The 24,277-nt window shown below is 62.6% G+C and carries 23 protein-coding genes; 9 read left to right on the forward strand and 14 right to left on the reverse strand.

Annotated elements, in window-relative coordinates; all coding sequences use genetic code 11:
* Nucleotides 1-6: 6 nt before the first annotated feature.
* From FAA86_RS12010 to uvrA, 5 genes are all read right to left on the reverse strand, one after another.
* On the reverse strand, nt 7-1,668 hold the full coding sequence (locus FAA86_RS12010; RefSeq protein ID WP_167494953.1) for a Na/Pi cotransporter family protein: 1,662 nt from the start codon (nt 1,666-1,668) through the stop codon (nt 7-9).
* A 149-nt stretch (nt 1,669-1,817) separates the two neighbouring features.
* Nucleotides 1,818-2,621: a DUF72 domain-containing protein gene (locus tag FAA86_RS12015; RefSeq protein WP_136540844.1), complete on the reverse strand. Its 804-nt coding sequence runs from the start codon at nt 2,619-2,621 to the stop codon at nt 1,818-1,820.
* Nucleotides 2,618-2,875 carry a hypothetical protein gene (locus FAA86_RS12020; protein ID WP_136540846.1) on the reverse strand — a complete coding sequence of 86 codons (258 nt, stop codon included), beginning with the start codon at nt 2,873-2,875 and terminating at the stop codon, nt 2,618-2,620. The genes FAA86_RS12015 and FAA86_RS12020 overlap by 4 nt, the downstream gene beginning before the upstream one ends.
* A complete protein-coding gene (locus FAA86_RS12025) occupies nt 2,872-3,198 on the reverse strand; it encodes a DUF4258 domain-containing protein (protein ID WP_136540848.1) in 327 nt (108 codons plus the stop codon). Before FAA86_RS12025 ends, FAA86_RS12020 begins: the two co-directional genes overlap by 4 nt.
* Nucleotides 3,199-3,203: 5 nt before the next feature.
* Nucleotides 3,204-6,125 (reverse strand): excinuclease ABC subunit UvrA, encoded by a 2,922-nt coding sequence (gene uvrA / locus FAA86_RS12030; RefSeq protein WP_136540850.1) that lies wholly within the window; start codon nt 6,123-6,125, stop codon nt 3,204-3,206.
* Between the two features lie 268 nt (nt 6,126-6,393).
* Between uvrA and FAA86_RS12035 the strand changes: the two genes are divergently transcribed.
* Nucleotides 6,394-6,933: a single-stranded DNA-binding protein gene (locus FAA86_RS12035; protein ID WP_113377578.1), complete on the forward strand. Its 540-nt coding sequence runs from the start codon at nt 6,394-6,396 to the stop codon at nt 6,931-6,933.
* 76 nt (nt 6,934-7,009) lie between these two features.
* Here the strand turns inward: FAA86_RS12035 and FAA86_RS12040 are convergent, their stop codons facing one another.
* The 4 genes from FAA86_RS12040 to FAA86_RS12055 all read right to left on the reverse strand — a co-directional run bounded on the left by FAA86_RS12040 (nt 7,010) and on the right by FAA86_RS12055 (nt 11,234).
* Nucleotides 7,010-7,372 (reverse strand): hypothetical protein, encoded by a 363-nt coding sequence (locus FAA86_RS12040; protein ID WP_136540852.1) that lies wholly within the window; start codon nt 7,370-7,372, stop codon nt 7,010-7,012.
* Nucleotides 7,373-7,535: 163 nt separating this feature from the next.
* Nucleotides 7,536-8,960 (reverse strand): PRC-barrel domain-containing protein, encoded by a 1,425-nt coding sequence (locus FAA86_RS12045; protein WP_136540854.1) that lies wholly within the window; start codon nt 8,958-8,960, stop codon nt 7,536-7,538.
* Nucleotides 8,961-9,316: 356 nt separating this feature from the next.
* Entirely contained in the window at nt 9,317-10,594 is a 1,278-nt protein-coding gene (locus tag FAA86_RS12050) for a DUF2254 domain-containing protein (protein ID WP_136540856.1), read from the reverse strand.
* A 10-nt stretch (nt 10,595-10,604) separates the two neighbouring features.
* Nucleotides 10,605-11,234, reverse strand: a complete 630-nt coding sequence (locus tag FAA86_RS12055) for a MarC family protein (RefSeq protein WP_113461345.1) — start codon at nt 11,232-11,234, stop codon at nt 10,605-10,607.
* Nucleotides 11,235-11,429: 195 nt separating this feature from the next.
* Between FAA86_RS12055 and gyrA the strand changes: the two genes are divergently transcribed.
* A complete protein-coding gene (gyrA, locus tag FAA86_RS12060) occupies nt 11,430-14,231 on the forward strand; it encodes a DNA gyrase subunit A (RefSeq protein WP_136540858.1) in 2,802 nt (933 codons plus the stop codon).
* Nucleotides 14,232-14,412: 181 nt separating this feature from the next.
* Here gyrA and FAA86_RS25110 read toward each other — a convergent pair whose 3' ends face one another.
* The 3 genes from FAA86_RS25110 to FAA86_RS24590 all read right to left on the reverse strand — a co-directional run bounded on the left by FAA86_RS25110 (nt 14,413) and on the right by FAA86_RS24590 (nt 15,002).
* Entirely contained in the window at nt 14,413-14,547 is a 135-nt protein-coding gene (locus FAA86_RS25110; RefSeq protein ID WP_281281746.1) for a hypothetical protein, read from the reverse strand.
* Between the two features lie 60 nt (nt 14,548-14,607).
* A complete protein-coding gene (locus FAA86_RS24585; RefSeq protein WP_167494954.1) occupies nt 14,608-14,760 on the reverse strand; it encodes a hypothetical protein in 153 nt (50 codons plus the stop codon).
* A gap of 83 nt (nt 14,761-14,843) precedes the next feature.
* Nucleotides 14,844-15,002 (reverse strand): hypothetical protein, encoded by a 159-nt coding sequence (locus tag FAA86_RS24590; RefSeq protein ID WP_167494955.1) that lies wholly within the window; start codon nt 15,000-15,002, stop codon nt 14,844-14,846.
* A gap of 209 nt (nt 15,003-15,211) precedes the next feature.
* Here FAA86_RS24590 and coaD point away from each other — a divergent pair, with 209 nt between their 5' ends.
* The 5 genes from coaD to tgt all read left to right on the forward strand — a co-directional run bounded on the left by coaD (nt 15,212) and on the right by tgt (nt 19,175).
* Nucleotides 15,212-15,706: a pantetheine-phosphate adenylyltransferase gene (gene coaD, locus FAA86_RS12065; RefSeq protein WP_136540860.1), complete on the forward strand. Its 495-nt coding sequence runs from the start codon at nt 15,212-15,214 to the stop codon at nt 15,704-15,706.
* Between the two features lie 29 nt (nt 15,707-15,735).
* Entirely contained in the window at nt 15,736-16,305 is a 570-nt protein-coding gene (locus FAA86_RS12070; RefSeq protein WP_113461407.1) for a peptidylprolyl isomerase, read from the forward strand.
* A gap of 39 nt (nt 16,306-16,344) precedes the next feature.
* Complete coding sequence (locus FAA86_RS12075; protein WP_113377583.1) at nt 16,345-16,854, forward strand: peptidylprolyl isomerase; 510 nt, start codon at nt 16,345-16,347, stop codon at nt 16,852-16,854.
* A gap of 92 nt (nt 16,855-16,946) precedes the next feature.
* Nucleotides 16,947-18,041, forward strand: coding sequence for a tRNA preQ1(34) S-adenosylmethionine ribosyltransferase-isomerase QueA (gene queA / locus FAA86_RS12080; RefSeq protein ID WP_136540862.1), 1,095 nt, complete (start codon nt 16,947-16,949; stop codon nt 18,039-18,041).
* A 3-nt stretch (nt 18,042-18,044) separates the two neighbouring features.
* Nucleotides 18,045-19,175, forward strand: a complete 1,131-nt coding sequence (gene tgt, locus FAA86_RS12085; protein ID WP_136540864.1) for a tRNA guanosine(34) transglycosylase Tgt — start codon at nt 18,045-18,047, stop codon at nt 19,173-19,175.
* A 47-nt stretch (nt 19,176-19,222) separates the two neighbouring features.
* On the opposite strand, the gene FAA86_RS12090 is transcribed toward tgt, so the two are convergent.
* Nucleotides 19,223-19,663, reverse strand: a complete 441-nt coding sequence (locus FAA86_RS12090; RefSeq protein WP_113461408.1) for a DUF4864 domain-containing protein — start codon at nt 19,661-19,663, stop codon at nt 19,223-19,225.
* A 240-nt stretch (nt 19,664-19,903) separates the two neighbouring features.
* Between FAA86_RS12090 and FAA86_RS12095 the strand changes: the two genes are divergently transcribed.
* Both FAA86_RS12095 and FAA86_RS12100 read left to right on the forward strand, forming a co-directional pair.
* Nucleotides 19,904-22,390 carry a glycoside hydrolase family 3 C-terminal domain-containing protein gene (locus tag FAA86_RS12095; RefSeq protein ID WP_136540866.1) on the forward strand — a complete coding sequence of 829 codons (2,487 nt, stop codon included), beginning with the start codon at nt 19,904-19,906 and terminating at the stop codon, nt 22,388-22,390.
* Nucleotides 22,391-22,491: 101 nt separating this feature from the next.
* Nucleotides 22,492-23,247 carry a metallophosphoesterase gene (locus tag FAA86_RS12100; protein ID WP_136540868.1) on the forward strand — a complete coding sequence of 252 codons (756 nt, stop codon included), beginning with the start codon at nt 22,492-22,494 and terminating at the stop codon, nt 23,245-23,247.
* A gap of 147 nt (nt 23,248-23,394) precedes the next feature.
* On the opposite strand, the gene FAA86_RS12105 is transcribed toward FAA86_RS12100, so the two are convergent.
* The coding region (locus tag FAA86_RS12105) for an HPP family protein (protein WP_136540870.1) at nt 23,395-24,277 on the reverse strand (883 nt) is incomplete at its 5' end.

Below are 24,277 nucleotides of genomic sequence, written 5' to 3' on the forward strand. Positions count from 1 at the left end.
AACGGCTTATAATTCCGCAGGCTGGACCAGACGGCTCCGCCGCAGCAGGCCTTCACCCTCAAGCAGCGGATAGGCGATCGAGACAAAGAGCGAGTTGATCTCCTTGAGGTCACGCATCGTGTCGATATGCAGCGAGCTCGACTCGAAGCTTGCCGCATTGCCCTGCCGCAGACGCTGCAGATGGCTCTCCTCGCTGGTCTTCACCAGCATCCGGATCGCTTCCTTGCGCGCCACGAGCTGGCGGGCATGCTGGAGATCCCGGGTCACCAGAAGATTGAAGGCGAGATGCGCATTCTGCAGCACCTCGTTATGCATGGCGCAAAGTTCCGCCCAGCCCTCCGCCGAAAAGGCCACGTTGCGCTCGTTCTTCTTGCGCGCCCGGGTCAGCATGTTCTGCGAGATGATGTCGGCGGCCTGCTCGATCTTGATCGTCGCCCCCAGGAGGTTCTGGCACTGCGCGGCAGAGGCCTGATCCAGCGCGGTTTCCGAGATGCGGGCGAGGTAGAACTTGATGTCCCGGTGGATCGTGTCGATCTGGTCGTCCAGCGTCTCGATGCGCTGCGTCTTCTTCGGATCCCAGCGCTCGAACAGATCGAAGATCCCGTTCAGCATCACCTCCGTCTTGTCACAGACGGCCAGCACTTCTCGCGTCGCGTTGGAAATCGCCTGCTGCGGGTTCGCCAGATCGGCAATGTTCAGCGCAGAAAGCCGGTCGTCATTGGCCGCGCGATCATCTGTTCGCGCAAGAAGCCGCTCGAGAGCCGCAGCGACGAGGCCCGCAAAGGGCAGCCCCAGAACCAGAACCGCCCCGTTCAGTGCCAGATGGGCAAGCACGACGGAATCGCCGGGTTGCGTCGAGAAGACAGTTGGGCTCAGCGCAAAGCCGAACTGAGCTGCAAGCGCGATCAGTGTCATCAGGCCACGGATGACGACATTGCCGAGCGGCACGATCCGCGCATTGGCCTCGGCATTCTTGGTCAGCAGTGCTGCGATGATCGCCGCGCCGAAATTGATGCCGAGCACCAGCGGAATGATCAGCGCATCCGGCAGCAGGTGTTTGTCTGCCAGCGAGGCCACGAGCAACACGGCCGCCACACTGGAATGGAAAGCCCAGGCAAGAAGGGCAGCGAGCGCAAAAGCCGAAATCCAGTCGCTGGCGAGATAATTGAAGAGCACCGGCAGGATACGGCTCTCTCGAAGAGGCTCTGATGCCTCGCCGATCAGACGCAGCGACAGGAGAAGCAGCCCGAGCCCGAAGAGGATCCGGCCCAGCTGCCGCCAGCCGCGCGCTTCCGACGCGCGAAAGGCAACCGTGCCCGCCAGCAGCAGCACCGGGACCAGCAGGGAGAGATCGTAGCGCAGAATACGAACGACGAAGGCGGAGCCGAAATCGGCCCCGAGCAGCGTCGCCACGCCGATTGCCGGCAGCACATAACCGGCCGCCGAGAAGGAGGCCACGATCAGGGCGACCGCCGTCGCACTCTGCAGCGCCACGGCAAAGAGAAAGCCGGCAAAGGCCGCGGAGAACCGGTTGCCCACCGCATGGCGCAGCTTGTCCTTCAACACGCCGCCATAGGCCCGCTCGATCCCGGTGCGAACCATGCGGGTCGCCCAGAGGAGCAGCGCGACGGCGCCAGCCAGATGAATGAAAACGGCGATGCCCGACATGGAAGTGCCCCGAACTCTTGAACTCTGGACGCGCACGTCCAAAGAGGGAAGCATGCCGGTCCAGAATGCGGTCGCGACCGCGACTCTGCGACCGAGCCTAGTCCAGTTTCGCCAATGTCACAAATTGGTGACCGTCAGCGCCAAGCAGATCAGCCGATGCGTTGCTGCAACTCGACAGCGCCTCGCGGCGCATTGACCTTGCCGCCCGAGATGAAGAAGGCGAAGACGTCGCGCGGTTTCTGCTCGGCCGGGTTTTCCTTCGTTATCAGCGGCAGATCGTCAGGAACACCGCCGGCTGCATAGGTTTTCAGCCGCTTCGCCCATGCATCGATCTCCTTCGGCGGATAGCAGGTCGGCGTTTCGTCGTCGCCCTTTTGCAGGCGGGCATAGACGAAGTCTGCCGTCGGGTCGGCAAACATCGGATAGTCGTGATGATCGGCACAGACGGCTGCCACACCATGCCGGCGCAGCATGTCGAAGAAGTCCGGCACCTGGAAGCTCTCATGCCGGGGCTCGACCACATGTCGAAGCGGCAGCCCGTTCAACGTCTTGGGCAGGAGCTTGAGGAAGGCCTCGAAGTCCTGCGGCTCGAACTTCTTCGTCCCCATGAACTGCCAGAGGATCGGCCCCAGATGCTGCCCGAGCTCCTCGATACCCTGATGCACGAACTTCTCGATCGAAGGCCCGGCCTCCGCCAGGATCTTGCGGTTGGTGCAAAACCGGCTGGCTTTGAGCGAGAAGACGAAATTCTCCGGCACGTCCGATGCCCATTTCGCAAAGGTCGCCGGCTTCTGGCTGGAATAATAGGTGCCGTTCACTTCAATCGCCGTCAGCTGCCGGCTCGCATATTCCAACTGGCGCTTCTTCGGCAGGTCGGACGGATAGAAACTGTCGTCCCACGGATCGAAGGTCCAGCCGCCGATGCCCGTGCGGATCGTGCCTGATTTGGTCATGGTTGCCATACATCCTGTTCGGTTTCGCCAAATCCAGCCGCCTGGTCGACATCTTGCAGAACCAGTCGATAGACACGGCCCTCGCGTGCAGCCGCTGGTAGATCCCCCCGTCGCAGCGCGTCTCTCGCTCGGTCCAATTTGCGGATTTCGTCCAGCCCTGCGCTGGTTCCCCACGATCCCGCGGCGTCATCCATGGCGACGGACACCTCGACCGCGAGATCGCCTTCCCGAACCATGTGCAATGATGTGATCATCCAGCATTCCTCCTGGAATAATTGTCCGTCCAGCGGTCCGGATCGGGCCGATAGACCGTCACGAGCACTGCAGGCTCTAGCGCACCTGCCGGGAGCCCCCAGACCAGATGAATTGGCTCTCCAGCCTCATCGAACTGCAAAACCAACACGGCGGGTCCCTTGAAATAGTCCGGATAATCCTCAACCAGGACGGCGCCCGATATTCCATCGATCAGGGGCTCAATAGGGAGACGGTAGCCTAGCAGCCTCTCCAGCGCATGAGCGGAAACCCGCAGCTTCTTGTCACCAACCAGCTGGACAATGCGCTGCAGGGTGTCGCTCACCAAAGTCACTCCGCCGCCTGCACCTTCTTCACTGGTCGCCGCTCCAATAGCTCCTTAAGGAACTGCCCCGTGTACGACGCCTCGACCTTCACCACCTCTTCCGGCGTACCCTGGGCGACGATCTGGCCGCCGCCATCGCCGCCTTCGGGGCCGAAGTCGAGGATGTAGTCGGCGGTCTTGATGACCTCGAGATTGTGCTCGATGACCACGACGCTGTTGCCCTGATTGACCAGTTCCTGCAGCATTTCCAGAAGCTTGGCAACATCGTGGAAATGCAGGCCGGTGGTCGGCTCATCCAGAATGTAGAGTGTGCGGCCCGTCGAGCGCTTCGACAGCTCCTTGGCGAGCTTGACGCGCTGCGCTTCGCCACCCGACAGCGTATTGGCCTGCTGGCCGACCTTGATATAGCCGAGACCGACGTCATAGAGCGCCTGCAGCTTGTCGCGCACCGCCGGCACCGCCTGGAAGAACTCCACACCTTCCTCGACCGTCATGTCGAGCACGTCGGCGATCGACTTGCCCTTGAAGGTGACGTCCAGCGTCTCGCGGTTGTAGCGTTTGCCGTGGCAGACGTCGCAGGTGACATAGACGTCAGGCAGGAAGTGCATCTCGATCTTGATCACGCCATCGCCCTGGCAGGCTTCGCAACGGCCGCCCTTGACGTTGAAAGAGAAGCGCCCGGCCTGATAGCCGCGTGCCTTCGCCTCCGGCAGTCCGGTGAACCAGTCGCGGATCGGCGTGAAGGCGCCGGTATAGGTCGCCGGGTTGGAGCGCGGCGTGCGGCCGATCGGCGACTGGTCGATGTCGATCACCTTGTCGATGAATTCGAAGCCGTCGATGCGCTCGTGTTCGGCCGGATTTTCACGCGCGCCCATGACACGCCGCGCCGCCGCCTTGTAGAGCGTTTCGATTAGGAAGGTCGACTTGCCGCCACCCGAGACTCCTGTCACCGCTGTGAACACGCCGAGCGGGATCGAGGCGGTCACGTTCTTCAGATTGTTGCCCTTGGCGCCGACCACCTTGATCTGCTGGCCCTTCTTCGGCTTGCGTCGCTGCGCGGGAACGATGACACCCAGTTCGCCGGTCAGATATTTGCCCGTCAGCGACTTCGGATTGGCCATGATGTCCTGCGGCGACCCTTGCGCGATGACCTGACCGCCATGAATGCCGGCCGCCGGTCCGATGTCGACGACATAATCGGCCGTCAGGATCGCATCCTCGTCATGCTCGACGACGATCACGGTATTGCCGATATCGCGCAGATGCTTCAGCGTATCGAGAAGCCGGGCGTTGTCGCGCTGATGCAGGCCGATTGACGGCTCGTCCAAGACGTAGAGTACGCCCGTCAGACCCGAACCGATCTGCGATGCCAGACGAATGCGCTGGCTCTCGCCGCCCGACAGCGTGCCCGAATTCCGCGACATCGAGAGATAGTCGAGACCGACATCGTTGAGGAAGCGCAGGCGTTCCCGGATCTCCTTCAAGATGCGGACCGCGATCTCGTTCTGTTTGTCGGTGAGCGTGGCCGGCAGATCCTCGAACCAGGCACCCGCATTGCGGATCGCCATGTCGGTCACCTGGCCGATATGCAAGCCATTGATCTTCACCGCCAGCGCCTCCGGCTTCAGGCGGAAGCCGTTGCACGCCGGGCAGGGGGCCGCCGACATGAAGCGCTCGATCTCCTCGCGCGCCCAGGCACTATCGGTCTCCTTCCAACGCCGCTCGAGGTTCGGCACGATCCCCTCGAAGGTCTTGGTCGTCGTATAGGAGCGCGCACCGTCGGCATAATGGAAGTCGATCTTCTCTTCGGTCCCGTGCAGGATCGCCTTCTGCGCCGCCTCGGAGAGATCCGACCATTTCGAGGTCAGCTTGAAGCCGAAGGCCTTGCCGAGTGCTTCGAGCGTCTGGTTGTAGTAGGGCGAGCTCGACTTGGCCCAGGGCGCAATCGCGCCGTCATTCAGCTTGCGGTTGGCTTCGGGCACGATCAGTGCCTCGTCGATCTTCTGCTGGCTGCCGAGGCCGTCGCAGGTCGGGCAGGCGCCGAAGGGGTTGTTGAAGGAGAAGAGCCGCGGCTCGATTTCCGGAATGGTGAAGCCGGAGACAGGGCAGGCGAACTTTTCCGAAAACAGCACGCGTTCATGCGTTTCGTTCAAGGACTTGTTGGCCGAGCCGCCGGCAGCGGTTTCCTCTGGCGGCAGCGGCTTGTCGGCATATTCGGCAACGGCCAGACCGTCGGCGAGCCGCAGGCAGGTTTCCAGACTGTCGGCCAGGCGGCTTGCAATGTCAGGGCGCACCACCACGCGGTCGACCACCACATCGATGTCGTGCTTGTACTTCTTGTCGAGCGTCGGCGCCTCGGCGATTTCGTAGAACTGCCCGTCGATCTTGACGCGCTGAAACCCCTTCTTCATCAGCTCGGCGAGTTCTTTCTTGTACTCGCCCTTGCGACCGCGGATCATCGGCGCGAGGATATAGAGGCGCGTTCCTTCCTCCAGGGCCAGGATCCGGTCGACCATCTGGCTGACCGTCTGGCTCTCGATCGGCAGGCCCGTCGCCGGCGAATAGGGAATGCCGACGCGTGCAAACAGGAGACGCATATAGTCGTAGATCTCGGTGACCGTGCCAACCGTCGAGCGCGGATTGCGCGAGGTCGTCTTCTGCTCGATCGAGATCGCAGGCGACAGACCCTCGATCTGGTCAACGTCCGGCTTCTGCATCATCTCGAGGAACTGGCGGGCATAGGCCGAAAGGCTTTCGACGTAACGCCGCTGACCCTCGGCATAGATCGTGTCGAAGGCGAGCGACGACTTGCCCGAGCCGGAAAGCCCGGTCATCACGATGAGGCTGTTGCGCGGCAGATCGAGGTCGATACCCTTGAGATTGTGCTCGCGCGCGCCACGGATGGAAATGGTCTTGAGTTCGCTCATGTCAGGCTCTGATCGGCAAAGGGAAGGGGACGGTTCCTGGGAGAACTGTCCTTATGTAGTGAACGCAGCCCTTGAGTCGAGGCACAAGGCGCAACCGTTGTGGAATTTCGATTCTGTTGACAGGATCATAGAGAAATACTAGAACAAATAAAGAACATTTTCGCTGTGGATTTAAGCCGGTCATCGCCCAATCGCTGCAGCGGATGGGATAAGGTGGCATTTGATTGGAATTTGAACGCCGCGGCGGCGCGGCAGTAAGGTGAGTGTCATGGCTGGTAGCGTCAACAAGGTCATTCTGATCGGCAATCTCGGAGCCGATCCCGAAATCCGCCGGACCCAGGACGGCCGACCGATCGCCAACCTGCGCATCGCGACATCCGAAAGCTGGCGCGACAAGAACAGCGGCGAGCGCAAGGAAAAGACCGAGTGGCATCAGGTCGTCATCTTCAACGAAGGCCTCTGCAAGGTCGCCGAACAGTATCTGAAGAAGGGCTCGACTGTTTATGTCGAGGGCCAGCTGCAGACCCGCAAGTGGCAGGACCAGAACGGCAATGACCGTTACTCCACCGAAGTTGTGCTGCAGGGCTTCAACGGCAATCTGACCATGCTCGGCGGTCGCGGTGATGGCGGCGGCGCCTCGCGCGGCGGCAACGACTTCGGTGGAGACAGCTACGGCGGCGGCGGTTACGACGGCGGCTACGGCTCGCCGGCCCCCTCGCGCGGCGGCTCCTCCGGTGGCGCCAGCCGCGGCGGCAGCGCCCCCTCCGGCGGCTTCTCGCGCGATCTCGACGACGACATCCCGTTCTGAGAAGCCGGAAACCACCACACAAGCAAACGGCGGCCGATTGGCCGCCGTTCTTTTTTGTCGATCTGGGAGGATGCGATTACGGGGTCGTGCTTTCTGTCGAGCCGCTCTCGGAAGAGCTGGAACCCGAAGTCCCGGATCCCGACTGGCCGCTCATGCCCGAACCACGCATCGGCGGGTCGATGACCATGAGGACCGTATTGCCCTCTTCGGTCTGTGCCTGCACCAGATAGGATGCATCCAGGATCTGGACATTGCTGAAGCCCGCGCCTTCGAGCTGGCTCTGGAGCTTCTGCTGCGTGACGGCCGACGGCTGGCCGGACTGCGATGACGTGGTGGTCGTGGTATCGGTCGAAGAACTGTCCTGTGCATCGGTGCTGGACTGGGCATGTGCCGGTGCGGCAAACAGGCCGAGGGCGAGGGCGGTAGCAACATATTTCATGGTGTTTTCCTTCCTGCTTTTGGGGTGTGAGGTTATGACTGCCATCATGCTGCGGCAGCCGATGTCGCTCCTTGGCGGAGCGGAGATGCCGGCCCGGCATGGTCATGCCGGCCCGGCATGGTCATGCCGGGCGGTCATTCCGACGGTCAGCCGGAATTGAGCGTCAGCCCTCGTTGATCCGATCGTAATCGAAGGGTGTGAGGGTGACGGAGTCGTCACGGGAATAAGGCAGGTCGTAGTAGCGGCTGCCCGGAGCCCAACCGTAGCCATAGCCGTAGAACGGGTAGGCATAGCGGCCTCGCGTGCCGTAACCGGCGTCCCGGTTGACGATCGCCGCGGCGACCTTGTCGTTCTGGAAGACGATATCCTCGACATAGCCGTAGCCGAGGCGGCTTCCGGGAGCCATGGTTTTGCGACCCTGAGCGTCACCAGTCTTGGCGGCTGCCTGTTCGTTTTGCGTTGTTGCAGCGGCATTGTTCTGGGCGTCACCGGTTTCCATGCCGGCCTGCGCGCCGCGGATGCGTGCGATGTCACCGATCAGTTCAGACGCGCGCCAGACGCGCGGTCCAAGTTCCTCGTCATCGAGCCCGCTGGCCACATTCTCGGACAGGCTGCCCGTCGTCAACTCGTTGATGACGCTGAAATCATCGGCATTGTCTTCGGTCACGGGGATCGTGACGGTCCGGTCCTCGCGGAAGGACACCTGGTCCCAGGGAACGCTCACATGCGTGTCGCCGATGTCCCAGAGACCGCCGACTTCGGCCACGAGCGCCACGAGATCACCATTGGCACCGATGATCAGGTCCTCGACGTCACCGATCTCTTCGCCACCCGATCCGTAGACCGTGCGTCCGAACAGGGCCTCGGCCGTCCAGCCGTTGTCATAGAGCGTGTCCGTGTCCCAGTCCCGCAGCGGGATGATCTCGCCGACTCGAAGCTCGCCGTCGTTCTGGGCGCGATTGCTAGCGGATGCCTGCTGCTGGCCGGTTTGCGTGGTCGTGTTGTCGACAGTGTCCCGCTGCGTCGAAGCGGTTTCCGTCTGATCGGGCGCCACGACGGCGATCACGGAGACGACGGCGTCGACTTCGGCCTGATCGAGCGATCCATCGCGGTTCCTGTCGCCGACGGTGTTCACCCCGGCCTGGAACTCCTCTCGCGTCAGATAACCATCCTCGGCGCCCTGCCAGTTTCCGCGCAGGTCCGTGTCGGACAGCGCTGCCCGAAGCTCGGTTTCAGAGATGCGGTCATCCGAGTCTTCATCGATTTCCGAGAACTCCGGGCGTTCGCTGCTGAACCAGTTGCCCCAGTTGTTTTCGAACGCTGCCTGATCGAGTTCACCGGATTCGCCGCTCCAATTCTGGTGCAGGCCCTGTGAAAACTCGCCGTCATCCAGGCGGTCATTGTTGTTGGCATCCCAGCGGGAAAATGCCGATGCGCTCAGTTGGTCGACCTTACCGGTCTGGGCGGATGCGTTCTGCGATGCTTGATCGCCGACCTGCGATGCCTGAGTGTCCGGTGCAGTCGAGTTGGCCATTGCCGGCGCGCCGGCGGCCAGGATAAGCGCGAGTGCCGTGTGCGAGGTCTTCATGGAGAACTCCTTTCAGGTTGGTGGCGAGCACGGATGTGCGGCAGCCAGGCGCCTCTCGAGCTCCCGTCCTCGCCGAATGAAATGGTTCGTTCCTGGTGGCTCGACGTCGCCGCAAAATGCGGCGTCGCATGTGGGGCTACACTTGAGCGCAGCCCGGAGCTTTCGATGATCCGTGTCGGAAGTCTTCGACAGTGCCGTCATCACGGAACACCGGGCTAACCCGAGAGCGCCGCCACTGTTCCGTAGAAATGTCGATTTTGCGGCAAAAAAGTGAGCTTCTTCAACAGCTTCTACTGCAGCAACGGGCGGCCGAGCAAGGCGCGACTGCGCTCCCAGTCCAACAATGTTTGCTGCGATCAGTTGTTTCCGGGGTCGCCGCGCAAACGCTGGAGATCGGCGTCGCTCAGCGCCTTCTCGGCCCGCGAGAGGGCCAGCGCCGAGTGGTGAGCGGCAGCAGCGCGAAAATCGGCGTCGCCCAGACGCGCGAGAGCGGCCAGACTTTTCTGCAGGCGCAGCTGGACCTCCACCTGCTGCGCCCCGTCGCGCGCCACCGTCATGAACGCGTCCTCGAAAAGATCCTCCGCGGTCAATGCAGGAACATAGACGCGGGAAAACTGCGGATCCTGATCCTTGATCGGCTCCGCCCAGCGCGTGAGCAGCCGCGTGGCGCGGCCGATGATGTCGATGGCCGTGCCCGGGTCGTTGACGGCAGGCGACAGCGCACGCTGGCCGGTCTCGCTCAAGACAACCAGGCCGAAGCGGGGGTCCTGGTCGAAATTGCGCTCAGGCCCGATGGTGACCGCGCCCCGCAGCGTGTCCTCGGGCGAGGGCATGTCCTCGTTCTTCTCGACGGGCGGCGCATCGATATAGGCGATTACGCTGTCCCGATAAACGAAGGCGCCGGGGTTGATTACCATGTAGATCTCGCCATCGATCCGGTCGGCAAGCGCCGATAGCGCTTGCATGTCGAGATGCTGCACATATCCGATGGTATTGGCCTCGACAGGCGTCATGCCGTCGAACCGCGTGCGCGCACTCTTCACCAGCGGCCGTCCGCCGAGGTAGGGATTGTTGCGCCGTGCCTCGATCGCGCGCTCTGCCGCGTGCTCGATCCGGCTCGCCGTCTCGCCGACGCGCCCGAGTTTCGTCAGGTGATCGATCCAGCGCAGCAACTGAAAGACGATGAGCGCGATGACGCCAATCGTCACAACGAAAAGGATGACGCGCCCCTGATCGCCATAGGCGCCGGTCTGAAGCACCACGATGCCGACGATCCCGTAGAGAAAGGAACCGACGAAGGTCGACAGCACATTCTGGGTCAGTGGGTCTTCAATAAGCAGCTTCGTTGCCCGCGGTGTCACATTGCTGGTTGCCGAACCATAGGCCGAGGTCATGGCGCTCAGCGAAAACGTGGTGACCGCCAGCATGCTGGAAGCGATGATGTTGAGGATGGTGTCGACCGAATCCGCCTTCATCGTGCCAGGGATATCGAAGGGCACGAAGCGCTCGGCAACGGTCGCGAGAACGGCAGCTAGAACGCCGATCGCGCCGATCGCACTCGCCCGGACCCACAGCCGTCGACTGAATTGCCTGAGAATGAATCGCCAGCGGCTGAAAACGGCGTCTTGTGACATCGGTGGCTCCTCAGCCCGCGAAGGCGGACTTCACACCATCAACGACGAACTGGACCGAAAGTGCCGCAAGAAGCACGCCGAGCAGGCGCGTCAGCAGCGCCCTGCCGGTCACGCCCAGGAAACGGTTAAGCCTTTCGGCAAGGTAGAGCGACGCAAAGACGAGGCCCAGTACGATGGCAATCACGGCGATCAGCTGCAGCTTACCGACCCAGCCGTCCATCGTGCCGGAAATCAGCACCGTCGCCGAAATCGCGCCGGGACCGGCAATCAACGGGATGGCAAGCGGGAAGACCGCGAGGTTGTGGATGTGGTCCTTGGTGATCGCGTCGCCCGTCGTCTTTTCCTTACGCTCATTGCGTTTCTCGAAGATCATCTCGAAGGCGATGGCAAACAGCATCAACCCGCCGGCAATGCGGAAGGCGCCCATGGAAATGCCGAGCGCGCCGAGAATGCTGGCGCCGAACAGCGCAAAGACGGTGAGGATTGCAAAGCCCATCACCGAGCCGCGCACGGCCACCTGCTGGCGCTGCGCCCGTGTCATGCCCTGGGTCAGGCCGAGAAAGAGCGGCGCAAGCCCGGGCGGGTCGACGGTGACCAGCAGGGTGGTGAAGGCGCTGATCATCGTATCGGACATGGCCATGGCGTCGTTTTCTCCTGTGCAGGCGCCCATAAAGCCGAAGCGCTGGTGGCCTTGCAAGCTTTTGCCCCAAGATATTGAGGAAAATGCCTTTCCGCAGCCGCAAAAGCCTGTTTATAACCGGGTGCAAAATTGGCGCTCCCGCGCCTGTTCCGCTATAAATTCCGCAGTGATTCCGAACAGAGATCGTGACCTGATTTGACTGAGCAAAGCACTCCCGGCGGCGGCAAGTTTCCGTCCGACATCGAGCCGATTTCCATCATGGAGGAAATGCAGCGGTCGTATCTCGATTACGCCATGAGCGTGATCGTGAGCCGCGCGCTGCCTGACGTGCGCGACGGCCTGAAGCCGGTGCATCGCCGCATCCTCTACGGCATGAACGAGCTGGGGCTCGACTGGAACAAGAAATACGTCAAGAGCGCCCGCGTCACCGGTGACGTCATGGGTAAGTATCACCCCCATGGTGATGCCGCGATCTATGACGCGCTGGCGCGTATGGCGCAGCCCTGGTCGCTGCGCATGCCGCTCATCGACGGTCAGGGCAATTTCGGTTCCGTCGACGGTGACCCGCCGGCAGCCCAGCGTTACACGGAATGCCGTCTCCAGAAGGTCTCGCACGCGCTGCTCGACGACCTCGACAAGGAAACGGTGGACTTCCGCGACAACTACGACGGCACCATGTCGGAGCCGGTCGTCGTTCCCGCCAAGTTCCCGAACCTGCTGGTCAACGGCGCTGGCGGCATCGCCGTCGGTATGGCGACCAACATTCCGCCGCACAACTTGACCGAAGTTCTCGACGGCTGCACCGCGCTCATCGACAACCCGGCCATCGAACTGCCGGAACTGATGCAGATCATCCCGGGTCCGGACTTCCCGACCGGCGCCATGATCCTCGGCCGCTCCGGCATCAAGTCGGCCTATGAGACGGGCAGGGGTTCGGTTGTCATGCGTGGCGTGGCCCGCGTCGAGCCGATGCGCGGCGACCGCGAGCAGATCATCATCACCGAAATCCCCTATCAGGTGAACAAGGCGACGATGATCGAGAAGATGGCCGAACTCGTGCGCGAAAAGCGCATCGAAGGCATCTCCGATCTGCGTGACGAATCCGACCGCGACGGCTACCGCGTCGTGATCGAGCTGAAGCGAGACGCCAATGCCGACGTCATCCTGAACCAGCTCTATCGTTACACGCCTCTGCAGACCTCCTTCGGCTGCAACATGGTGGCGCTGAACGGTGGCAAGCCCGAACAGCTGACGCTGCTCGACATGCTCAGGGCCTTCGTCGCCTTCCGCGAGGACGTCGTCAGCCGCCGTACCAAGTATCTGCTGCGCAAGGCGCGCGAGCGCGCGCATGTCTTGGTCGGTCTGGCGATTGCCGTCGCCAATATCGACGAAGTCATCCAGCTCATCCGCAATGCGCCGGACCCGGCCACCGCCCGCGAGCAGTTGATGACGCGCCGCTGGCCGGCCAAGGACGTCGAAGCGCTGATCCGCCTGATCGACGATCCGCGTCACCGCATCAACGACGACCTGACCTACAACCTGTCGGAAGAGCAGGCGCGCGCGATCCTCGAACTGCGCCTCGCCCGCTTGACGGCCCTCGGTCGCGATGAAATTGACGAGGAACTGAACAAGATCGGTGCCGAAATCGCCGATTACCTCGACATCCTCTCGTCGCGCGTCCGCATTCAGACGATCGTCAAGGACGAGTTCGCCGCGATCCGCGACGAATTCGGCACCCCGCGCCGCACCCAGATCGTCGACGGCGGTCCTGACATGGACGACGAGGACCTGATCGCCCGCGAAGAAATGGTCGTGACCGTTTCCCATGCCGGCTATATCAAGCGCGTGCCGCTGACGACCTATCGTGCCCAGCGTCGTGGCGGCAAGGGCCGCTCCGGCATGGCGATGAAGGACGAGGATTTCGCAACCCGTCTCTTCGTTGCCAACACGCACACGCCGGTTCTGTTCTTCTCCTCGCGCGGCATCGTCTACAAGGAAAAGGTCTGGCGTCTGCCGATCGGCACCCCGACCTCGCGCGGCAAGGCCATGATCAACATGTTCCCGCTGGAACCCGGCGAGCGCATCACCTCGATCATGCCGCTGCCTGAGGACGAGACGAGCTGGGAAAACCTCGACGTCATGTTCTCGACGACCCGTGGTACGGTCCGCCGCAACAAGCTGTCGGACTTCATCCAGGTCAATCGCAACGGCAAGATCGCGATGAAGCTCGAGGAAGAGGGCGACCAGATCCTCGGCGTCGAGACCTGCACGGATCGCGACGACGTGCTCCTGACGACGGCACTTGGCCAGGCCATCCGCTTCCCGGTCGATGAAGTGCGCGTCTTTGCCGGCCGCAACTCGATCGGCGTGCGTGGCATGACCATGGCCGAGGGCGACCGCCTGATCTCCATGACGATCCTGGCCCATGTCGATGCCGAGCCGTGGCAGCGCGCCGCCTATCTCAAGCGCTCGGCCGCCGAACGTCGCGCCATGGGTGTCGATGAGGAAGACATCGCTCTGGTCGGCGAAGATGTGGGTGCGGAAGGCGAGCTGCCGGAAGACCTGTATCAGGAGCTGAAGGCCCGCGAACAGTTCGTCCTCACCGTCTCGGAAAAGGGCTTCGGCAAGCGCTCCTCGTCCTACGACTTCCGCACATCGGGCCGTGGCGGCAAGGGCATTCGCGCCACCGACACCTCGAAGACCGCAGAGATCGGCGAACTCGTCGCTGCCTTCCCGGTCGAGGACAAGGACCAGCTGATGCTGGTGTCCGACGGTGGTCAGCTCATCCGCGTTCCCGTCGACGGTATCCGTATCGCGAGCCGCGCGACGAAGGGCGTGACGATCTTCTCGACGGCCAAGGACGAAAAGGTCGTGTCCGTCGAACGCATCAGCGAGCCTGAAAACGATGAGGAAGTGGTGGAAGCCGTCGAAGGCGCAGAAGGTGAGGGGGCTGCATCCCCGGCACCCGAGGCCGATGGCGACGCTGCAACGGAATGATCTGGGGCTGCCTCAGAGGCTGCCTCAAACATCGAGTGATCCAAACGAAAAGCCCGCCGGACATTGTCCGCGCGGGCTTTTTGCTGGAGGTCTGCATCAAGTTCGATGTGGTCTTGTCGTGGCGGTCTTGATTGGGGCCGGCGTGTGGATCCACCGACTGTGACCGCCTTTAAAAGGGGTCTCAGAATGCCTTGCGGCGTTCCATCATGGCCCGGAAATCGTCGTTTTCGCGCTTGAGCGCCGTGATCGTCGAAGCGACCGAGGCAACGAACATGCCGCTGATGAGAGCAGCCAGAACCGACAGGGTGATAAACATGGCTTTTCCTTTCTTTCTCAGCGTTGTGTTGCGTTTCCAGCGGCGAATTCCGAAGTCCGATCAGTGACTGAAGCTGTGATAGCGGGCGGTCATCGGGGGGCCGTAGAAAGCAGCGTCACCGCTGTCTTTGATGTAAAAGGTTGCGGAGGTGGCAACCATGGCAGTCATCATCATCATCCATACGAGGTTGATCAGGGTAACCTTGTCATGCATTGCTTTAGTCCTTTGCGTGCCGGCATTCGCAGCCGTAAAATGCTTGCATGCGGAAATAGTTCCCGCACAGTGTAGGAAGATGTTTACCAAGCACCGCCTGAAGTCCTCTTGAACGCTCCGTTCATCTGGCGTTCATCTTCGCGAAGGAAGTGCTGCTCCTCCATCTGGTCCCGCACGACCATCAATCCGAGCTCGATCAAGAGCGAGGCAGCGATGGCAATTGCGATGAGGAGAACCAGCATGGAACGACCTTTTGGATTGGCGGGTTGTGCAACGATTAAAGGTTTAGGTCTCTCCGGCTGAAGCAGCCTTGAATAGGCCGTTCATCTGCGGTTCAGCGCAAAAGCGCGGCGGAGAACCGGCGAAATGGTGACTGTGCCGCGGCAGTTGCACGCTTGCGATATCCGGCTGTCCATGACAAAAGGCGGTCGAAACCTCAGAACGGGCTCTCATGGCGACGGCTTTTTATCCTGGCTCCTTCGATCCGATGACAAATGGTCATCTCGATGTGCTCGTGCAGGCGATGAACATCGTCGATCGCCTCGTCGTCGCAATCGGCACGCATCCCGGAAAGACGCCGCTCTTCTCCTATGAGCAGCGGGCCGACCTGATCAGGGCCTGCCTCAAGGAAGTGCTGCCGGAGCGGGCAGGGGATCTCGAGGTCGTGTCCTTTGCCGATCTCGCCGTCGACGCCGCCCGCCGCCATGGCGCCCGCATCATGCTGCGCGGCCTGCGCGACGGCACGGATCTCGATTACGAGATGCAGATGGCCGGCATGAATGCCACCATGGCGCCCGAGGTGCAGACCGTCTTCCTGCCGGCCGCGACCGCCTCCCGGCCCATAACCGCCACATTGGTCCGCCAGATCGCGGCCATGGGCGGCGATGTCAGCGCCTTCGTACCGGCGCCGGTGCTGGCCGCCCTCAATTCCAGATACGGCCGCTGAGCCGCAGATCTCAAAAAACGGGAGTGATCATGAAGCTCGTCCAACTCGCAACCGCTTTGCTGCTGGCCATCGCCGGCTTCGGCACTGCCCAGGCTCAGTCCAACGAGGACTTCCTGACCATCCAGCTGAAGGATGGCCCGGTCGTGATCCAGCTGATGCCGGATGTCGCGCCCAAGCACGTTGCCCAGATCAAGGATCTCGCTGCCAAGGGCGAATACGACAATGTCGCCTTCCACCGCGTCATCGAGGGCTTCATGGCCCAGACCGGCGACGTCGAGTTCGGCGACATGGAAAACGGCTTTGACCCGCAGCGCGCCGGCACCGGCGGCTCGAGCCTGCCGGATCTTCCGGCCGAATTCTCGAGCGTCCCCTTCGAGCGCGGCACGGTCGGCATGGCGCGCAGCCAGGATCCGAACTCTGCCAATTCGCAGTTCTTCATCATGTTCGCCGAAGGCGGCTTCCTGAACGGCCAGTACACGGTCGTCGGCAAGGTCGTGTCGGGCATGGAATATGTCGACAAGATCAAGCGCGGCGAAGGCGGCAACGGCGAAGTCAGCGACCCCGACCGCATGGTCAAGGTCACCGTCGGTCGCAACTGATATCTACCGGGCGACAAGCCCCAACCAAGGAGAAACACCATGGCCGAGATCAAGGATCCGGAAAACACCATCCTGATGGAAACCACCAAGGGTAAGGTCGTCATCGCGCTCTTCCCGGATCTGGCCCCCGGCCATGTCGCACGCATCAAGGAACTGTCGCGTGAAGGCGCCTATGACGGCGTCGTCTTCCACCGCGTCATCGCAGACTTCATGGCCCAGACCGGCGACGTGAAGTTCGGCAAGAAGGGCGGCGACAGCTTCAACCCCGGCCGTGCCGGCATGGGCGGCTCCGACAAGCCGGATCTGAAGGCTGAATTCTCGGCCACCCCGCATGTCCGCGGCACCTGCTCCATGGCCCGCTCGCAGAGCCCGAACTCGGCCAACAGCCAGTTCTTCATCTGCTTCACCGACGCGCCGTGGCTGAACAAGCAGTACTCCGTCTGGGGCCAGGTCATCGAAGGCATGGACGTCATCGACCAGATCAAGAAGGGCGAGCCCGTGGCGGATCCCGATTCGATCGTCTCGATGAAGGTTGCCGCCGACGCCTGATCGGCTTAAAGCCACACCACAAGCCCGCCTCGGTGCCTGGCACCCGGGCGGGTTTTCGCGTTTAGTCCCTCGCCACAACAGATCCGATTTCCATGCGTGTAGATCTCTTCGACTTCGACCTGCCGGATGAAAACATCGCGCTGAGGCCCGCAAGCCCGCGCGACCATGCCCGTTTTCTGGTGGTACGCCCCGATGCCGATCCCGTGCTCGAAGACCATCATGTCTTTGATCTGCCGTCCTTCCTGAGGCCCGGCGACGCGCTCGTCTTCAACGACACCAAGGTTATCCCGGCCCAGCTCGAAGGCATCCGCCACCGCGAAGGTGCGGAAGAGATCGCCGTCTCCTGCACGCTGCACATGCGCGTCGGCGCCTCCAGATGGAAGGCCTTCGCCAAGCCCGGCAAGCGCATCAAGACCGGCGACCGCATCGATTTCGGCGCGGGGCAGGGGCACAGCGCTGCCTGCCTGATGGGCTCCCTCGCCGCGACCGTCGCCGAAAAGGGGGAAGCTGGCGAGATCGAGCTCGCCTTCGACCTCTCGGGCCCTGATCTCGATCAGGCGATTGCCACGGTCGGCCATATCCCGCTTCCGCCCTATATCGCCGCCAAGCGGCCGGAAGACGAAAAGGACCGCGCCGACTACCAGACCATCTATGCCCGCGAGGAGGGCGCCGTCGCCGCGCCGACCGCAGGTCTGCATTTCACCTCCGATCTCTTTGCGAAACTCGACGCCGCCGGTGTCGAGCGCCATTTCGTGACGCTGCATGTCGGTGCCGGCACCTTCCTGCCGGTCAAGGCGGATGATACCGCCGAGCACAAGATGCACGAGGAGATCGGCTATATCTCGCCCTCGACCGCAGCCGCTCTCAACGCTGTTCGTGCGCGGGGCAACCGGATCATCGCCGTCGGCACCACCTCGCTGCGCCTGCTGGAAAGTGCCGCCGAGGAGACTGGCCACATCCCTGCCTGGTCGGGGGCCACCGGCATCTTCATCACGCCCGGCTACCGCTTCAAGGCGGTCGACATGCTGATGACCAATTTCCACCTGCCCAAATCCACGCTCTTCATGCTGGTGTCCGCCTTTGCCGGCCTCGACACGATGCGGAACGCTTACGCCCACGCCATCGAAACCGGCTACCGCTTCTATTCCTACGGTGATTCCAGCCTGCTCTTCCGGAAAGACGACTGACCGATGTCCGAGAATTTCACATTCAATCTGAAGGCCACCAGCGGCAAGGCCCGCCTCGGCGAGATCACCATGCCGCGCGGCACGGTCCGCACGCCCGCCTTCATGCCTGTTGGCACCGTCGGCACGGTTAAGGCCATGTATCTCGACCAGGTCAAGGAAGGCGGCGCCGATATCATCCTCGGCAACACCTATCACCTGATGCTGCGCCCCGGCCCGGAACGGGTCGCCCGCCTCGGCGGTCTGCATGAACTCATCCGCTGGCCCGGCCCGATCCTGACCGATTCGGGCGGCTTCCAGGTCATGTCGCTGTCCGGCCTGCGCAAGCTCGACGAGCAGGGCGTCACCTTCAAGAGCCACGTTGATGGCTCCCTCCACCACATGTCGCCGGAACGCTCGATCGAGATCCAGGGACTGCTCGACAGCGACATCCAGATGCAGCTCGACGAATGCGTGGCGCTGCCCGCGGAGCCGCGCGAAATCGAACGCGCCATGGAGCTGTCGCTCCGCTGGGCCGAGCGCTGCCGCGTCGCCTTCGGCAACCAGCCCGGCAAGGCCATGTTCGGCATCGTCCAGGGCGGCGACCAGCCCAATCTGCGCATCCGCTCGGCGGAAGGCCTGAAGCAGCTGGACCTCAAGGGTTACGCCGTAGGCGGTCTCGCCGTCGGCGAGCCGCAGGCCGTCATGCTCGACATGCTGCGCATCACGCTGCCGGTGCTACCGACCGAGAAGCCGCGTTACCTGATGGGCGTCGGCACGCCCGATGACATCCTAAAGTCGGTCGCCGAAGGCATCGACATGTTCGACTGCGTCATGCCGACCCGCTCCGGTCGACATGGCCTGGCATTCACCCGGCGCGGCAAGGTCAATATCCGCAACGCCCGCCATGCCGAAGACATGCGCCCGCTCGACGAACAGTCGAATTGCCCGGCGACGCGAGACTATTCCCGCGCCTATCTGCACCATCTCGTGCGTTCAAACGAAGCACTCGGCGGCATGCTGCTCTCCTGGAACAATCTCAGCTATTATCAGGAACTGATGCAGGGCATCCGCCAGGCGATCGCGGAAAACCGCTTCGAGGATTTCAAGGCGGAAACCATCGAGATGTGGAACCGCGGCGACATCGACCCGGTCTGATTTCAAGTCTTGAGGGGCAGGGCGCTTCAAGCATCCTGCCCTTTCGATTAGATGCCCTGGCTGTTGGTCTCGCGCATCATGCGCACGCCGTTGATGGCAAATTGCCCGTCACGCTGGCGCTTCAGCTCGTAATAGACGGCCCAATCCTTGCCGTCAGGCGCCGAGATCAGCACCTCCTGATAGGCAACGGTGCCATCGGGCGAGACCTGATTGCGCCCGAAGGCATAATTGCCGGGCCGATAGACCGGGCCATAGCTCTTCTTGACCATCTCGAAGAAGCGCTCGGCATTGGGAAACACCGACTTGATCTCCGGCGACGCGAAGGAATAGGCGGTCGTCGCATCGTCGTTGAGGAAGGCCGTGATCTGCTGCTCGATCACATCCTTGGCGAGACCTGCGGCCTCGGCCTTTACATCCTGTTGAGCAAGTGCCGGCGCAGCGAAGAGGCCGACCATGAGTGACAGGGCAATTGCAATCCGCATGCGCATCATCCCCTTGTTTCAGGAAGTCGAAATAGAAGGATAGGCCGATTCGGCGCGGCGGAAAGACCCCATGACGGTTTCATGTCACTGATCGCGATATCGTGAGTGAAAGCGCCATCACGCCCCAGCCCTGGGCTGGACAAGGCATGGGTGAAGCCGCTTAAAAGCAGATATCAAAAGTTGGCCACTGCCTTGCCGCGCGACGATGCCCGGACTGATGCGACGGCCGGATGAGGAGCCCTGCCTATGATCGATGACCTGCTCGACCGAATGACACTCGAGGAGCAGGTGAGCCTGCTCGCCGGCGCGGATTTCTGGACGACGGTGGCGGTCGAGCGGCTCGGCATTCCCGAGATCAAGGTGACCGACGGTCCGAATGGCGCGCGCGGCGGTGGATCGCTGGTCGGCGGCGTGAGATCGGCCTGCTTCCCGGCAGCAATCGGCCTCGGTGCGAGCTGGAACCCGGATCTCGTCCGTGAGATGGGCGTGGCCCTGGCCGAGGAGGCGAAGACGAAGAGTGCGCGCGTGCTCCTGGCGCCGACGGTCAACATCCACCGCTCCGGTCTTAACGGACGCAATTTCGAATGCTATTCCGAAGACCCGATGCTCACCTCCGCTCTCGCGGTCGCGTATATCGACGGCGTCCAGTCTCAGGGCATCGCCGCCACCATCAAGCATTTCGTGGCGAACGATAGCGAGGTCGAACGGCAGACCATGTCCTCGGATCTCGACGAGCGCACGCTGCGCGAGATCTACCTGCCGCCCTTCGAGGCAGCGGTGAAGAAGGCTGGCGTTTTTGCGATCATGTCCTCCTACAACCGGCTGAACGGTATCTGGACCAGCGAGCACCACTGGCTGCTGACGAAACTGCTGCGCGAGGAATGGGGCTATGACGGCATCGTCATGTCGGATTGGTTCGGCTCGCACACCACGGAAGCCTCGGTGACAGGCGGTCTTGATCTCGAAATGCCAGGTCCCACGCGTGACCGGGGCGAGAAGCTCGTCGCAGCCGTCCGCGAGGGCAGGGTGCCCGCAGAAACCGTCAAGGCCGCGGCCCGCCGCATCCTGTTGCTGCTGGAGCGTGTCGGCGCCTTCGTCGACGCCACCATGGAAGACGAGAAGGCCGCCGATCGCCCCGAGCACCGCGCGCTCATCCGCAAGCTCGGCGCAGACGGCATGGTACTTCTGAAGAATGACGGCATCCTGCCGCTCGACAAGTCGGCCCTCGACCGCATCGCTGTCCTCGGCCCCAATGCCGCCGAACCGCGGGTAATGGGCGGCGGCAGTGCCCAGATCAACGCCCATTACAAGGTGAGCCCGCTCGAAGGCATCCAGAACGCGCTGTCGGGCACCAACCGCGTCGTGCATCTGAAGGCCTGCCGCAACAACCGCCTGACCCAGATGATCCGCGGCGACGTCGAGGTCGAATTCTTCCATGGCCGCGATTGGTCCGGCCCTGTCGTGCAGCGCGCCTCGGCTGAAGAAAGCCAGTTCTTCTGGCTCGACATGCCGGACGCCTCGCTCGACCCTCGTAACTTCTCCGCCCGCATCAGCACCCGTTTGCGCGCCGAGGAAACAGGCTCCCACGTCTTCGGCCTCACCAATGCAGGTTTCGCCATGCTCTATGTCGACGACGAACTGCTGGTCGACGGCGAAACCGGCTGGGCGAAGGGGGACAATTTCTTCGGTCTCGGCAACACGGAAGTCCGGGTGGAAAAGCCCCTCGAAGCCGGCCGGACCTACGATATCCGCGTCGACTACCGCGCCATGTCGGAAAGCTATGAGGGCATCGAGATCCGTGCCGTGCGCTTTGGCGCAGAGTTTCCGACCACGGATGCGGCCATTGCCGAGGCCGTGGAGCAGGCCCGGACCTGCGACGTCGCCATCCTTGTTGTCGGCCGGGAAGGGGAGTGGGACACGGAAGGCCTCGACCTGCCCGACATGCGCCTGCCCGGTCGCCAGGAAGAGCTGATCGAGAAGGTCGCCGCGGTGAACCCACGCACCGTCGTCGTCCTGCAGACAGGCGGCCCGGTCGAAATGCCCTGGCTCGACAAGGTCTCGGCCGTCATCCAGGCCTGGTATCCGGGCCAGGAGGCCGGCAATGCCATCGCCGATGTGCTGTTCGGCGACGCAGAACCCGGCGGCCGCCTGCCGCAGACCTTCCCGCAGCGCCTGACCGACAACGCCGCCATCACGGGCGACCCGAAGACCTATCCCGGTCAGGACGGCCATGTGGTCTACGCGGAAGGTCTCGCCGTCGGCTACCGCCACCATGATGCTGACGGCGCCAAGCCGCTCTTTCCCTTCGGCTATGGCCTTTCCTATACCCGTTTTGAGTGGTCGGCGCCGCGTGCCTCCAGCCTCGACATGGGCAAAGATGGCGTTGCGATCGAGATCGACGTGACGAACACGGGCGACCGGGCAGGGGCCGAACTCGTCCAGCTCTACGTGAAGCCGAAGTCTTCCCGTCTGCCGCGGCCGGTCAAGGAGCTCAAGGCTTTCGCCAAGCTCGCAATCCCGGCCGGCGAGACATCAACGGCAAGGCTTTCCATCACCATCCGGGATCTCGCTTACTTTGACCCGCAAGCCCGCGCCTGGATCGCCGAACCGGGTGACTACGAGCTGGTAATTGCTGCCAATGCCGAGGATATCCGTGCCACGCTGCCGCTCAGGCTTGCCGAGGAGTGGCGGGAAGGGGTCTCGGCCCCGCCTCTGCCCGCCGTGGTCAGCTGAGGCAGTTCGGCGGAGGCACCCGGCCTCCGCTTCTCTTGCCGTGACGTGAAAATGCAGTAGAAGGCTCTGATGTCTTCAAAACCCGAGCGGATCCCCTGAGTATGCGTCTCTTTCTCGGATCCGATTTCCACGTCGACTACCGGCAGAACCTCGACTGGCTTCGAGCGCTGTCGCGCGCAGACTTCACTGATGATGTCCTGATCGTCGCCGGTGATCTCTCCGACGAAGTCGATCTGGTGAAAACCTGTTTCGACGAGCTTGTGCCGCGCTATAGCAAGCTTCTCTTCCTGCCCGGCAACCACGACCTCTGGACGTCGAGAAGCGGGAAGGGACCCTCCTTCGAGAAATTCGAGACGCTGAACGCGCTCTGCCGCGACTATGGCATTGAGACCGGCCCCGTCGCCTTCGGCAAGACGCTGATCGTCCCGCTGCTCGCCTGGTATGATTATTCCTTTGGCGAACCCAATTCGACCATCCGCCGCGGCTGGATGGATTTCTACAAATGCAATTGGGAAGGCCTGACACCGGCTGAAGTCGCCGAACGCTTCGACGCCATGAACGTGCTTCCGGACACATCGGACTACGGCGCTGTCTTCAGCGTCTCGCACTTCGTCCCGCGCATCGACCTGATGCCGGCGCGTTATCCGGAGAAGCACAAGGCGCTGTTTCCGGTTCTCGGCACAGACCGTCTCGAGCGCCGCATCCGCACGCTGGGCGCCTCCAGGCATTTCTACGGCCACAGCCATCTGAACCGGAACAAGGAGATCGACGGCGTGACTTACATCAACAACGCTTTCGGTTATCCCTCGGAGACCGAAATCTCGGCCAAGACGATCCTGCACGTCGCCGACCTCTGAGGCATCAGGGACAGTCCGAAACGCTCCTGCAGGCCAACACGCAAAGATCGCATAAGATAGATTATGGAACCTGGAGATAGGTAGGGAGTACCGCAGCTGCGGGCTTTGAGGCTTTGCTGAACCTGGCATCAGGCCTCGTTTATCCGTCTAAGAGACCGTCTCATGCGCCAGGCTTTGCGCCACGGTAGCCAGAAGATCCGTCTGCGAAACCACGCCTTGCACGTGACCTTCCTCGTCCGTGACAATGACGATATGGCTGAGCCCATCCGTCAGTCGCGGCAGAAGCGTCATGACAGGATCGGCCGCCTTCGCCGTGATCGCTGCGGCCACCGGCAAGCGCTTGGCGTCTGCAGGTGCCGCCGCAAGCTCCCGCAGGCCGACCTGGCCGACCAGCCGCCCGTCGGCTCCGAGAACCGGCAGCGTCCGGATATTGTGCTGTAGCAGAAGCCGCCGGGCTTCCTCGGGCGTCTCCCGGGTCGTCACCGTGATCACGTCGCGCGACATGACGTCTGCGCAGCGCAGCGCGCCGTGCTGGCGCACCAAGGCTTCATGCTCGACCTCGCGCAACAGAGCGTCGAGATCGTCGCGGCTGATATCGAGCGTCTCGTTGAACTTCTCGACCGCCGCGTCGATATCGGCGCTGGTAAAGCCGACACGCAAACCCGGCGGCGGATCCCGTGTCTCGTGCACATTGACCGGCGCCGGTGCCTGACGATGCGGATAGCGACGGCCGGCCAGTCGGTGGAAGACGACGCCGAGACCAACCAGGATCAGGGCATTGATCGCGACCGGCACAAGCGGAAACCAGAAACCCGCGCGCGCCACGGCGGCACCGCCGATGACCGCGGTCAGTGCAGCGGCACCGCCCGGCGGATGTAGTGAGCGCGTCAGCGACATGGCCAGGATCGCCAGGGATACGGCAAGTCCCACCGCCAGCAGCGGATCACTGATTATATGCGCCACGGCCACCCCGACCAGCGCCGAGATCGTGTTGCCGCCGACGATCGGCCAGGGCTGTGCCAGCGGGCTC

The sequence above is a fragment of the Rhizobium rosettiformans W3 genome, assembly GCF_004912135.1.
GTDB classification, from domain to species: Bacteria; Pseudomonadota; Alphaproteobacteria; order Rhizobiales; family Rhizobiaceae; genus Allorhizobium; species Allorhizobium rosettiformans.